The organism is Rhizobium sp. BK456 (genome assembly GCF_014194045.1).
In the GTDB taxonomy this organism is placed as follows: domain Bacteria; phylum Pseudomonadota; class Alphaproteobacteria; order Rhizobiales; family Rhizobiaceae; genus Rhizobium; species Rhizobium redzepovicii.
This window is the reverse complement of the sequence record NZ_JACIAO010000001.1, coordinates 465,365-478,736: the sequence shown is the minus strand read 5'-3', so window position 1 is coordinate 478,736 and position 13,372 is coordinate 465,365. Positions and strand designations below refer to the sequence as shown.

7 protein-coding genes are annotated in these 13,372 nt (G+C 62.5%); 4 read left to right on the top strand and 3 right to left on the bottom strand.

Annotated features, from left to right (window positions below; translation table 11 throughout):
• Window positions 1-4: 4 nt before the first annotated feature.
• Window positions 5-1,255: a class I SAM-dependent RNA methyltransferase gene (locus tag FHX03_RS02695; RefSeq protein WP_097624061.1), complete on the bottom strand. Its 1,251-nt coding sequence runs from the start codon at window positions 1,253-1,255 to the stop codon at window positions 5-7.
• Window positions 1,252-2,037, bottom strand: a complete 786-nt coding sequence (locus tag FHX03_RS02690; RefSeq protein ID WP_409565121.1) for a TlyA family RNA methyltransferase — start codon at window positions 2,035-2,037, stop codon at window positions 1,252-1,254. The genes FHX03_RS02695 and FHX03_RS02690 overlap by 4 nt, the downstream gene beginning before the upstream one ends.
• Window positions 2,038-2,129: 92 nt before the next feature.
• On the opposite strand from FHX03_RS02690, the gene FHX03_RS02685 reads away from it, so the two are divergent.
• The 3 genes from FHX03_RS02685 to FHX03_RS02675 all read left to right on the top strand — a co-directional run bounded on the left by FHX03_RS02685 (window position 2,130) and on the right by FHX03_RS02675 (window position 9,005).
• Window positions 2,130-3,113, top strand: coding sequence for a DUF4424 domain-containing protein (locus tag FHX03_RS02685; protein WP_097624062.1), 984 nt, complete (start codon window positions 2,130-2,132; stop codon window positions 3,111-3,113).
• A gap of 219 nt (window positions 3,114-3,332) precedes the next feature.
• On the top strand, window positions 3,333-5,270 hold the full coding sequence (locus FHX03_RS02680) for a methyl-accepting chemotaxis protein (protein ID WP_183852502.1): 1,938 nt from the start codon (window positions 3,333-3,335) through the stop codon (window positions 5,268-5,270).
• A 426-nt stretch (window positions 5,271-5,696) separates the two neighbouring features.
• Window positions 5,697-9,005, top strand: a complete 3,309-nt coding sequence (locus FHX03_RS02675) for an AAA family ATPase (RefSeq protein ID WP_183852500.1) — start codon at window positions 5,697-5,699, stop codon at window positions 9,003-9,005.
• A gap of 171 nt (window positions 9,006-9,176) precedes the next feature.
• Here the strand turns inward: FHX03_RS02675 and dxs are convergent, their stop codons facing one another.
• Window positions 9,177-11,093, bottom strand: a complete 1,917-nt coding sequence (dxs, locus tag FHX03_RS02670; RefSeq protein WP_054181462.1) for a 1-deoxy-D-xylulose-5-phosphate synthase — start codon at window positions 11,091-11,093, stop codon at window positions 9,177-9,179.
• Between the two features lie 287 nt (window positions 11,094-11,380).
• On the opposite strand from dxs, the gene FHX03_RS02665 reads away from it, so the two are divergent.
• Window positions 11,381-13,360, top strand: a complete 1,980-nt coding sequence (locus FHX03_RS02665) for a phospholipase D-like domain-containing protein (protein ID WP_183852498.1) — start codon at window positions 11,381-11,383, stop codon at window positions 13,358-13,360.
• Window positions 13,361-13,372 lie beyond the last annotated feature (12 nt).

Below are 13,372 nucleotides of genomic sequence, written 5' to 3'. Positions count from 1 at the left end.
GCCCCTATTTCTCCAGCGTCGCCACCACCTCGACATGCGAGGTCCAGAGGAACTGGTCGATCGGCGTCACGCCGGTGATCCGGTAGCCGCCCTCGACGAGGATCGCGAGGTCTCGCGCCAGCGTCAGCGGATTGCAGCTGACGGCGGCGATCTTCTTCACGCTCGAGCGGGCAAGCTCCTTGCACTGGAACTCGGCGCCGGCGCGTGGCGGATCGAAGACGACGGCGTCATAGGGCTTGAACTCCTGCGTCATCAACGGGCGGCGGAAGAGATCGCGCTTCTCGATGCTGACCGGTTTCAGCCCCTGCGTGTTGCGGGCGGCATGGTCGAGGGCGGCGAGCGCCTTTGCCTCGGCTTCGACAGCATGCACGCGGCCGACACGCGCCAGCCGCAGCGAAAATGTGCCGGCGCCGGCAAAAAGATCGGCGATCCTTTTGGCCTTGCCGGCATGGGCAAGCACCAGCTCGGCCATTGCCTCTTCCGCCGGCTTGGTTGCCTGGGCAAAGCCGCCCGGCGGCGGTGAAACCTGGACGCCGCCGAAATCAATCAGCGGCTTCGACGGCTCGATGAGGATTTCGCCGTTCAGAGAAACACGGGCAATGCCGCGCAGGCTGAGCACGGTTTCGACCGCCTTGCGCCGCTGCGGGTCGGAGAGCTTCTTCACCTCGTCGACCGCAATGTCGAGGCCGGACAGCGTTTCCAGCACGGAGACGCGGAAGGGTTCGGCATTGGTCGCGAGTGCTGAAGCAATCGCCCGGATCGCCGGCAGCCGGGCGACGATCCCCGCCGACGAGATCGGACATTCCTCGATCGCGACGATATGATGGCTTTCGGCCTGGTTGAAACCGATCAGCATGTCCTTCTCGGTCTTGCGCGCCGCAAACACCACGCGTCGGCGCTCGCCCGGCCGGGCCGGCACGATCTCGCCGACATCGGGCGTCAGCCCCTTCGATCTGAGTGCATCGATGACCAGCTGTCGCTTGAAGGCGCGGTAGGGGCTATCGGTCATGTGCTGCAGCGTGCAGCCGCCGCAGGTGCCGTTGACGCCATCCGGACCGAAATGCCGGCAGGGCGGCTCCTGCCGGTCGGGCGAGGGTGTCGTGATCGACATGATCGTGCCCTGGCTTTTGACGCGGGCGATCGCCACGGTTTCTCCGGGTAGCGAAAACGGCACATAGATTGGCCCGCCGGCGCTGCCGGCAATGCCGTCGCCCTGGGCGCCGAGCTTTTCGATGGTGACGGTTTCGGTGCTCACGGTTTCGATCCTGCCAGAAGATATTCCTGATTGCCGTCGCCGCCAGCAATCGGGGAGGGGATGAGGCCGAGGCTTTTCCAGCCCATATCCTCGATGAACCAGCGCTCCAGTTCCGCAGCGACGGCGGGCGCGGACGAGGGGTCCTTCAACAGTCCGCCTTTGCCGATCGCCTCGCGCCCCGCCTCGAACTGCGGCTTGACCAAGAGCACGGCGACCGCACCCGCTTCGGCGATATCGAGAGCCGGCGCCAGCGCCAGCTTCAGCGAGATGAAGGAGACGTCGGAGACGAGGAATGTGGCGGGCTTGCCGATATCCTCGGCCGTCAGGTGGCGGGCGTTGAGGCCTTCCTTGTTCGTCACCCGCGGATCGGCCGCAATGCGCGGATGCATCTGGCCATGGCCGACATCGATCGCCGTGACATGCGCGGCGCCGCGCTGCAGCAGCACCTCGGTGAAGCCGCCGGTGGAAGCGCCGATATCAAGACAGCGATGGCCGGCGGGATCGAGCCGAAAATGCTCGAGGGCGCTAGCAAGCTTCAATGCCGCGCGCGACACATAGTCCTGCGCCGGATCGTCGATCTCGATATTGGCGTCGTCGCCGATGAGCGCGCCGGCTTTCGTCACCACCTGGCCGGCGATCCGCACGGTGCCGCGTTGCACGGCGTCGCGAGCCCGCGAGCGGCTGGCGAAGAGGCCGCGGGAGACGAGAAGTTGGTCGAGGCGTTGGCTGCTTTGATCGGACATCGGCTGTGAATGACCGGCAAAGCCGCCGGTTGCAAGCATTTTGTTCCAGACAGCGTCATTGACCCTCGAAAGCTTTCGGCGATAATCCTGCCGCGGCGATTACGGGGCGGCCGCAGGCACGGGGGTGTTTTATGCTGAAGCTCTTCACTCTTCTTGTCGCGGCAGGGATCGCATCGCCGGCGCTGGCAAACGATACCATGGCCGAGGTCAAGACCGGCGGGCTGATCTTTGCCCAATCCGACGATGTCAGCATGGTGCAAGAGGATCTCTTCATTTCCGCTTCTGAGGTGCGGGTCGATTACGTGTTCGAGAACACGTCCGACAAGGATGTCGAAAGCCTGGTCGCCTTCCCGATGCCCGACATATCGGGTCAGATGGACAACAACTCCGCCATCGCAGATTATGACAGCGACAATTTCCTGCATTTCTCCACCGTGCAGGACGGCAAGCCGATCACCGCCAAGCTGCAGCAGCGTGTCGTCTCGCTCGGCATCGACGTCACCGACGAACTCGCCAAAAATAACATTCCGGTCCTGCCCTACAGCGACAAGACCCGCGACGCGCTCGCCAAACTTCCCCAGACCATCCGGAAGGATTGGATCGCCCGCGGCCTGATCTATCCGATGGCAGAGGCCGATCTGGTGCCGCTCTGGACGCTGCGCTCGACCTATTGGTGGCGCACCACTTTTCCCGCGAAGAAGAAAGTGAGCGTCGAGCACCGCTACCAGCCAGCCGTCGGCGGCACCGTCGCCATCAGCTTTCTCGAAAACGGCCAGCCGAAGGGCGAGCGCTTCGAGGAATATTCCCGCAAATACTGCCTGGACGCAGACTTCGTCCGGGTCGCGCAGCAGCGTGCCGCGGAAGCCGAGACGAATGGCGCCAACTACACCGAAAGCTGGATCTCCTATGTACTGTCGACCGGCGCCAACTGGGCGGGGCCGATCCGGCGCTTCCAGCTGACGATCGACAAGGGCAAGCCCGGCAGCCTCATCAGCTTCTGCGGCAGCAATGTCGAGAAGATCGGCCCGACGACCTTCCGGATGACAGCAGAGGATTTCGATCCCGCCAAGGACTTCGACATTCTGATCCTCAATCCGCCGGAAACGGCACAATAATCCGCAGGCTCCGCCGCTGTTGCGCCGCACAAATTTAAACAAATTTAAAGCCTGCCCATATAGGTTCAGCGCGATTGCAGCGGTTCATCTGAACTGCTCGGCGCCATGAAGGCGCAAGCGTTTCCACGCCGATCATGTTTTCAGCTTCAAACATCCCGGCGGTTGCGTCTCACGCGACCTGCCTCTCGCCGCGTCGACTGTCGTCAGGAGAAATCACCGATGTCCGCCAAAAACATATCCTTGAACGGTAAGCTTGCGGCCACGTTCGCAGCCCTCATTCTCATTTTCGTCGCCATTTCCGCTTTTGTTTATTCCAAGGCGACGGCGTCTGCGGCTGCTTCTGCCGAGCAGGAAAAGTCCGAGCTGCTCGTTAACCAGATCGACGATGCGCTGCAGGCAATGCTCGAGCAGGCCGTCAATCTGCGCGGCTTCATCCTCTTCCGCAGCGACAGCACCTATGGCGATGTCTTTGCCAACCGCGAGCGCATGCTGAAGGCGATTGCCGCTGCCAAGCAGACGGCGGCCGGCGAACCGCAGCTGGTCGAGATGATCGACGGCATGCAGAAGGCCGCCGACCTCTATTTCCATGAACTGGCCGAGCCGCAGACCAAGGCGCGCAAGGAAACCGACATGCCGATCGAAGAGGTCGTCAAGATCGGCGTCAACGCCACCAAGGGCCAGCTCGACGGGTTCCGCCAGGCCTCGGCGAAGATCAAGGCCAGCGCCCGCGAAAAGTCCGAAGCGCTTGCTGAAATTCGCGCCGATGCCAACAGCGATCTGAAGACGACGCTGCTGGCCGGCGGTATCGTCGCCTCGTTCGCCGCCGCCGTGCTCGCCTGGCTGATGTCGCGCACCATCGTCCGCCCGATCGTCGGCATGACGAGCGCCATGGATCGCCTCGCCGGCGGTGAAAACGATATCGAGGTCCCGGCAACCGACCGCGGCGACGAAGTCGGCCGCATGGCCCAGTCTGTGCTGGTCTTCAAGCAGGCGGCGATCGAGAAGCTGCGGCTTGCCGGCGAGACCGACCGCATGCGCGGCGACGCCGAACGCCAGCGCCGGGCAAGCGACGAGCAGAAGGCCCGCGAGGAAGGCGAGATCCGCCATGCCATCGACGCGCTGGCCGGCGGCCTCGCCGAGCTTGCCAATGGCGACATGGCCGGCCGTATCCAGACGCCGTTCGCGCCGCAATATGACAGCCTGCGCAATGACTTCAACCATGCCGTTGAAAAGCTGCAGGCGGCCCTGCAATCGGTCGGCCGCAACGCCTCGGCGATCAATGCCGGCGCCGGCGAAATCCGCTCGGCCGCCGACGATCTTGCCCACCGCACCGAACAGCAGGCCGCCGCCGTCGAACAGACTGCCGCAGCCCTCGAGCAGGTGACGACGACCGTCCGCGACAGCGCCAAGCGCGCCGAGGACGCCGGCAATCTCGTCGAGCGCACCCGCCTTGGCGCCGAAAAATCCGGCGAAGTCGTCCGCAGGGCGGTCTCCGCCATGCAGCAGATCGAAAAGTCGTCGGGTGAAATCTCCAACATCATCGGCGTCATCGACGACATCGCCTTCCAGACCAACCTCTTGGCCCTGAACGCCGGCGTCGAAGCCGCCCGCGCCGGCGATGCCGGCAAGGGCTTTGCCGTCGTTGCCCAGGAAGTGCGCGAGCTTGCGCAGCGCTCGGCCAAGGCAGCGAAAGAGATCAAGGCGCTGATCACCACATCGGGCGAACAGGTCGTTGCCGGCGTTTCGCTTGTCGGCGAGACCGGCAAGGCCCTGGAAGCAATCGTCGCCGAGGTGCAGGAGATCAACCACCACGTCAGCGCGATCGTCACCGCCACCCGCGAACAGTCGATCGGCCTGCAGGAGATCAACACCGCCGTCAACAACATGGACCAGGGCACCCAGCAGAACGCCGCCATGGTCGAGGAGCAAACGGCGGCAAGCCATGCGCTCGCCCAGGAGGCAAACGCGTTGGACGAATTGTTGCACCAGTTCAAGCTCGGCCAGACTGCCCCGGCGCCGCGTGCAACGATTGCCGCCGCTAACGCCCGCCCGGTCGCCTCACCGGCCCGCGCCCTCGCCGGCAAGGTCACCAAGGCCTTCGGCGGCAGACAGGCAAGTGCTGCGGCGGCCGTTCAGGAAGAGTGGACGGAGTTCTGAGAGCGTGGCTTTCGGAAGGGGCGTCAAAGGAAGAGGGCGGTGCAGAGATGTACCGCCTTCCTTCGTTTTGACGGCCCCGTCTGGTGGACGAAAAACCTGGCGATCCGCTCTATCGACTGTGAGTCTGGCTGGGTCATAGCGTCAATCTCCGTCGTCCTCTGCCGCAAACCGGCGGCAACCGATGTTTCTGCGCGCACCTGGACCAACCGCGTAGCCGCGGCGTGCCGAATGGCGTTAGAAGGTGGCCACCACATAGTGACCGTGTCATGGACTTCCTGGTCGAGATATGCGCCGCCGTGCCGCGTCGCTAAAGGAGCGACTTATCGCTTCAGGGAACTGACGACGGTCACGGAATGATGATGACGCGGCGGCACCTCTTAGTTTAGTATGTTCTTAAAGGCGAATTCTGGCGAGGGGGAAGCTGTCGTGGACATTGCCTCCTGGTTGCGAGGCCTTGGCCTCGAGCAATACGAACAGGCATTCCACGAGAATGCGATCGATGCAGACGTTCTGTCCGACCTGACCGACGCAGACCTCTGCCAGCTCGGGATTCTGCTCGGGCATCGCAAGCGGCTTCTCAGGGCAATTGCCGAATTGGGGCGGACTGCAAATCGCTTCAATTCGAGCGCTGCCGAGCCCGTCGCCGAGCGCCGGCAGCTCACCGTCATGTTCGTCGATCTCGTCGGCTCCACAGCGCTTTCGTCGCGGCTCGATGTCGAGGATCTGCGAGAGATCATCGGGGCTTTCCATCGCTGTGTCGCTGATACGATCGCCCGCTTCTCCGGCTTTGTGGCCAAGTACATGGGCGACGGCGTGTTGATCTATTTCGGTTATCCGCAGGCGCGCGAGAACGACGCGGAGCAGGCGGTGCGAGCCAGCCTTGCTCTTGTGGACACTATCGCGCGGCTGCAGCAGTCCGAGCCTTTGCGGGTACGCGTCGGCATTGCCACCGGCCAGGTGGTCGTCGGCGATCTGATCACCTCGGACGAAGGACAGGAGCGTGGCGTCGTTGGCGAGACGCCGAACCTTGCTGCGCGTTTGCAAGCTCTTGCCGAGCCCGATGCCGTTCTGATCGCACCGCAAACGCGGCAGTTGCTCGGGGAACTTTTCCGATACCGCGATCTTGGGGCAATCGCTGCGAAGGGGTTTCCGGAGCCCATCCGTCCATATCAGGTCGAGGGTGAGAGCGCCGTCGCCAGCCGGTTCGAGGCGCTGCACGGGACCACACCGCCGTCGCTGATCGGCCGTGAGGAAGAGCTCGAGGTGCTGCTGCGACAATGGCATTGCGCGAAAAGTGGTGAAGGCCGCGTCGTGCTGCTCTCGGGCGAGGCAGGGATCGGCAAGTCCCGGCTCACCGTCGCCTTGCAGGAGCGCATCCAGAATGAGCCGCATACCCGCCTTCGCTATTTCTGCTCACCGCATCGCCAGGACAGCGCGCTCCATCCGACCATTGCGCAGCTCGAACGGGCCGCCGGGTTTGAACGGGAGGACACGCCGGACAGGAAGCTCGACAAACTGGTGGCGCTGCTTGCTCCAGCCTCGCCCGAGGACGGAACATTGCTCGCCGAGCTGTTGTCGCTGCCGATCGACAGCCGTTTCCCACCTCTTCAGCTCACGCCGCAGCGAAAGAAAGAAAAAACGTTCGAGGCGCTGATCGGTCAGCTCGAGACACTGTCGCGACAAGGCCCGGTTCTGATGCTTTTCGAGGATGTGCACTGGCTCGACCCCAGTTCGCGCGAGCTGCTCGACCTCGTCATCGAGAGGGTGCCTCGCCTGCGGGTCCTGCTGCTCGTCACGTTCCGTCCCGAGTTTGAACCGATGTGGACCGATCGGGACCACGTAACGATGCTCCTGCTCAATCGGCTGGGCCCACGTGAAGGCGCAGCACTCGTTGAGCAAGTGGTCGGCAGCCGAGAACTGCTGAGCGAAATGGCCGCGGAGATCGTCGAGCGTACCGATGGAGTGCCACTCTTCATCGAAGAGCTGACGAAGGCAGTGCTGGAGAGTGGCGACGCCCATACCGTCCTTTCGCATGCGGCCACGACTGCGTTGAACGTTCCGGCCACATTGCAGGCTTCACTGATGGCGCGGCTCGACCGTCTTGGCTCTGTCGCCAAGGAGGTCGCCCAGGTCGGCGCTGTTCTCGGGCGCGAATTCTCCTACGAATTGTTGGCAGCCGTTGCACGGCGAAACGCGGTTGAGCTGGATGGAGCGCTGGATCAGCTCGTCGCCGCCGGTCTTGCATTCTGTCGCGGGACGCGGCCACTGGCCACCTACCTCTTCAAACATGCGCTCGTTCAGGACGTAGCCTATGGCACGCTTCTACGCGGCAAGCGCCAGGAATTGCACAGGCGTGTCGCAATCGCGTTAGAGGAACGGTGGACCGAAATCACCGACGCGCAACCCGAACTTCTCGCGCATCATTTGCAAGCGGCCGGAGATTGGGCGGCGGCTCTCGAGCGCTGGCAACAGGCGGGAGAGGCAGCGGCGGCCCGAGCAGCCACTCGCGAAGCCGTGTCGCATTTTGCCAGTGCAATCGAGTGCAGCAAGAGGCTGGGCGATGTATCCGGCGGCGCCGAACGGATGACGAGGCTCAACCTTGCGATGGCGAATGCTTTGATGCAGGCCGAGGGGTATCGCTCCGAGCGTCTTGGGAAAACGCTTGAAGACGCACATCTTGCCGCCGCAAACACTGGTCTGGTCAAGTTGCAATGTGACGTAGTGCTGTCACTCGCGCCATTTTATTATGCTTCTGGCCGCAATTACGACTACCTGATCCTGGTGGAAGAGCAGCTCGCAAGCTCTTCCAATCTCCTTCCCAAGACCTATCTGAGTGGCCTTTTGGCTGCCAAGGGGATGGCTCACTTCAACCGGGGAGAACAGTCGATTGCGGCGGATGCCTTGCGGAATGCGCTCAGTTTGATTGATAGTGTCGACGAAGACGGTCGTATTTTGTTCGCCGGCGTGGATCAGCGTCTCGCGGCCCTGGGCTATCTTAGCGAGTCATTGCTGATATTGGGTTTCTTTGACGGCGCAGTCGAAACGAAGGAACGCATTTTTCAAAATTTTGGTCAGCTAGAGAAGCCCTTCGACCTCGCCTGGTATCTCCTGGAACGGTGCGAATTGGAGGCGCTACTCGGTCAATATGAACAACTGCTAGAAAATGCTGACAAGATAGTCGAGATTAGCGAACTGCATGGCTACACGGCACGTCGAGGCAGCGGCCTTAGGTGGCGTGGCTATGCCCGCGCGCATCTGGGCGAACTGGACGCTGGCATCGATGATGTCGGGGAGAGCGTTGGTCTTTGGCGTGGCCAGGGCGTCGTATTTCATACCCCTGAGAAAATATGCGCACTTTGTGATCTACTCCTGCGGGCCGGTCGCGTCGAAGACGCATCGCGCATACTTGATGACGTCGATACCCTTGTTTTCGATACTGATGAAGCGTCTTACTTAGCAGAATGTATTCGCCTTCGTGGCCAAATCGCCGCGGAAGGCGGCGATCTGACGGGCGCCGCGCAGCTGTTCGAAACAGCCATCGCTACCGCCCGTCGGCAGCAAGCAAAACTTTTTGAGCTTCGCACCATCACACACCTAGCACCGGTTCTGGCACGACAAGGCCGCGTCGACGATGCCGCAGCGCGTCTGCAAGCAGTGGTTCATATGTTTGACGCTAAGCATCAAATCGTGGATCTCACTGCTGCACAATCAGTGTTAGATACGCTGTGCAGTTAAGGCCGAGCTTTCGCGCGCGGGAGGAGGGCTCGATTCGAGGCAGAGGGTGGGGTGGCGCTGGAGCAAGTACGGCGATGGGTGGTGAAAGGGGAGTGTTGCGCCCCTGCGTGGCTCGACCCGGGTGCTCGCAGGGCGTATGCGGGGACCACACGGCACGCCCTCGCAATTCTCCTACCCAGCCACTCCAACCGCAACCCCGCGCCCAAGCGCCCGGAACACCGTGGAAACAATCCCGGCGCGATCCAACCCGGCATGGGCGTTCATCGCTTCCGGCTTTGCCTGCTCCATCCAGATATCGGGCATGACGAGCGAGCGGATCTTCAGGCCGTTGTCGAGCAGGCCCTCGCTCGAGAGATATTGCATCACCTGGCTGCCGAAGCCGCCGACCGAGCCTTCCTCGACGGTGATGACCATTTCGTGGTGGCGGGCCAGCTGGCGGATCAGGTCGTGGTCGAGCGGCTTGGCGAAACGTGCATCGGCAACCGTCGTCGAAAGGCCGGCGGCATCGAGATCTTCGGCGGCAAGCAGACAATCGGCAAGCCGGGTGCCGAAGGAAAGCAGCGCCACCTTGGTGCCTTCCTTGACGATGCGGCCCTTGCCGATCTGCAGGATTTCGCCGCGCACCGGCATGTCGACGCCGACACCTTCGCCGCGCGGATAACGGAACGAGATCGGCCCGGCATCATAGGCGACAGCGGTGCGCACCATATGCTTGAGTTCGGCCTCGTCGGCCGCCGCCATCACCACGAAGCCGGGCAGGGTGGTGAGGAAGGCGGTGTCGAAGGAGCCGGCATGCGTCGGCCCGTCGGCGCCGACGAAGCCGGCGCGGTCGATCGGAAAACGCACCGGCAGTCCCTGGATCGCCACGTCGTGCACGACCTGGTCGTAGGCGCGCTGCAGGAAGGTGGAATAGAGCGCCGCGAACGGCTTGTAGCCCTCGGCGGCAAGGCCGGCGGCGAAGGTCACGGCATGCTGTTCGGCGATGCCGACATCGAAACAGCGCGACGGAAAGGCTTCGGCGAGCTTGTCGAGGCCGGTGCCGTTTGGCATGGCGGCGGTGATGCCGACGATCTTGTCGTCGAGGGTGGCTTCCTGCACCAGCGCTTCGGCAAAGACGCTGGTATAGCTCGGCGCATTCGGCTTGACCCTGGCCTGGGCGCCGGTGATGACGTCGAACTTGTTTACGCCGTGATATTTGTCGGCGGCGGCTTCTGCCGGTGGATAACCCTTGCCCTTCTGGGTGACCACATGGATCAGCACCGGTCCGCGCGCATTGTCGCGCACATTGCGCAGCACCGGCAGCAGATGGTCGAAGGAATGCCCGTCGATCGGCCCGATATGATAGAAGCCCATCTCCTCGAACATTGTGCCGCCGGTGACGTAGCCGCGGGCATGCTCGACGGCGCGGGTGATGGCGCGATCGATGTTCTTGCCGAGATAGGCCGTCAGCTTCTTGCCGAAGTCGCGGAAGCCCATATAGGTGCGGCCCGAGGCGAGGCGGGCGAGATAGGCGCTCATCGCGCCCGTCGGCGGCGCAATCGACATGTCGTTGTCGTTGAGGATGACGATGAGCCGCGCATCGAGCGCGCCGGCATTGTTCAGCGCCTCATAGGCCATGCCGGCCGACATCGCCCCGTCGCCGATGACGGCGATGACGCGCCGGTCGTTCTTGTCGAGATCGGCGGCGATCGCCATGCCGAGGCCGGCCGAGATCGAGGTCGAGGAATGCGCCGCCCCGAAGGGGTCGTATTCGCTCTCGGCCCGGCGGGTGAAGCCGGAAAGCCCGTCTTCCTGGCGCAGCGTGCGGATGCGGTCGCGCCGGCCGGTGAGGATCTTGTGCGGATAACACTGATGGCCGACATCGAAGATCAGCCGATCGTCAGGCGTGTCGAAGACGCTGTGAATGGCGATCGTCAGCTCGACGACGCCGAGACCGGCTCCGAGATGACCACCGGTGCGCGACACCGCATCGATCATTTCGTCCCGCACTTCGCGGGCAAGCTGCGGCAGGTCGCGATCCTCCAGCTTGCGCAGGTCGGCGGGGTAGGTGACCTGATCGAGCAGGGGGGTCTTCGGCAGTTGTGTCACGGGCGGGCGCTCTTTCTTACTTTTCCTTGTACCGCTTTATTCGATTAGAACGAGGCAAAACAAGTGATTTTCAGGAACCGAAGGTTTTCACCTTAGAGCATGGCGGAAAAATGTGTGAGCGGTTTCGGGAGATATCACATTCTATTTCTGCGCGTTGCATTCGCCTGATCCTGGCCGGTTCCGCCCTGTTTTTCCGAACGGTGGTCGAACGCGCGAAGGGCCGGCGAGCAGCTTGAATATGACACGGAATGGTAGCAGAGTTGCGGCGCTCACTGGGGAGACGGGCCATGGGAACGATTGTCGCAGCGCATGCCTATGTGAACAACGAGGTCGCCTATGTGGCCTGGCACATAGACGCCAAGATCGATGGATGCCTCGGGTTCGAAGTCGTTCGCGTCTATCTCGACGAACAGGGAAACGTGTCGAAAAGACCCGATGGCAGCGATGACCGAGTGACGTGCGCCGCCTGGGTCGCCTTCAAGGGACAGCGCAATCCGCATTGGTTGCCGCAGACGACATCGCTCTGGCCAGTGCAGAAGCTCTCCTGGCGCGACCTGACGCTGCGCAAGCGGCGCAATGAAATGCGGCGGCGGCCGGACGAGGTGCGGGTGCGCTACGAGATCCGTCCACTCGGCGATCTGAAGCCGGGCATGGCGGCTGCCCCCGACCCGACGCCTCAGCTTGTCGAGATCAACAAGCGCGACGCCAACGGCAGGCCGATCAAGAAGGCCGACGGCACCTTCGAGAAAATCTCCGTCAAGGCCTATGACGGTCCTCCGCGGCCGCTCGGTTATCTCGGACCGGCGGTCGCCTCCAACCCCGTCCATGTGACGCGCAAGCGCGGCCAGTTCGAGTCGACCTTCACCAATGGTATTCTCGCCGCCCAGTGGTTGCGCAACGTCCTTCTCGAAGACGGGGTGAAACAGCCGAATGAGCTGATCGACATGATTTCCAATCCGTCGAACGGCATCCGCAAATATCTTGCCGGCGATGTTATTCCGATGCTCAGGGAATTCATGAGTAGACCGGGCCGTTTCCTCGTCGCGCTTTACGAGCTGGAGGACGAGGAACTGCTGGAGCTGCTGCTTGCCAACAAGAACAGGCTGCGCATCATCCTCGCCAATACCGGAAAGGTCGGGGATGCCTGGGATGTGCGCAATGCGCCTGCGCGCAAGGCATTGATCGATGCAGGCGTCGAGATCCACCACCGGATGTTCAACAATTCGAGCCAGATCGGCCACAACAAATTTGTCGTGCACCTACCGGCGGATGACGCTCCGCGCAGCGTTTTCACCGGCAGCACCAACTGGACGGCCACCGGGCTTGCCGGCCAGTCCAACAACGCCTTGATCGTCAGGAACGATGCGGTCGCCGCGGCCTATGTCGCTTATTGGGATCGGATGCTGAAAGACAATAAGACGCTGGAAGCGCCCGTCGAATTCGATGACGGCATGCCCGACAACCAGCAGAGCAAGGAATTCCGCCGCTCCAACGAGACGCCGTCCATTATACCCACAGCCAACGGGGCTTCGCTTGAAACCTGGTTCTCGCCGAACATGCAAAGCCGCAGAAAAGGCAAGGCAATTCCGCCCGACCTTCGCGAGGTCTATCGCCTGATGCGCCGTGCCGAGCATGCGGTGCTCTTTCTTGCCTTCTATCCCGGTCAGTCGGGCCGGGATTGCATCGTCGGCGAGGCGATCGATATCGGCCTGAAGGATCAGAAGCTGATCGTCACCGGCGCCGTTTCCAGCCCGCAGGCCATGCCCAATTACGTCCCCGGCAAGGACAACGATCCCGACGATCCGGATGACGATGAAGAGGGTGTTTCGCCCCATACTTTCGACGAGGCCAATGTATCGATCGTTCGGGCGTCGCGCATCGATGACCGCCAGTTGCTGGCGGATTTCGGTGCGGAGGAACTGACGGCCAAGAAGGTGGGCGCCATCATTCACGACAAGGTGCTGGTGATCGATCCCCTGTCGGACGAATGCCTCGTCGTCCTCGGCAGCCACAATCTCGGCTTCAAGGCCTCCTATGCCAATGACGAAAACATGCTGATCGTCAAAGGCGACCGAGCGCTGGCCGAAGCCTATGCCGTCCACATCCTCGACGTCTATGACCACTATCGCTTCCGCGCCGTCGAGGCGGAATTGAAGCGCCAGGGAAAGAAGGGCTGGTCGGGCTTTCTCAACGTCGACGACAGCTGGCAGGATGGCTATATCAACCGCACGAAGGGTGCACTGACGCGGTATTTCGCGGCGGGTTGAAATTCGGGGGCA

Excerpts from the sequence above, each read along its gene's own strand:
- FHX03_RS02680 (WP_183852502.1), top strand. The coding sequence starts at position 3,333 with ATGTCCGCCAAAAACATATCCTTGAACGGTAAGCTTGCGGCCACGTTC.
- FHX03_RS02690 (WP_409565121.1), bottom strand. The coding sequence starts at position 2,037 with ATGCTTGCAACCGGCGGCTTTGCCGGTCATTCACAGCCGATGTCCGAT.
- FHX03_RS02685 (WP_097624062.1), top strand. The coding sequence starts at position 2,130 with ATGCTGAAGCTCTTCACTCTTCTTGTCGCGGCAGGGATCGCATCGCCG.
- FHX03_RS02665 (WP_183852498.1), top strand. The coding sequence starts at position 11,381 with ATGGGAACGATTGTCGCAGCGCATGCCTATGTGAACAACGAGGTCGCC.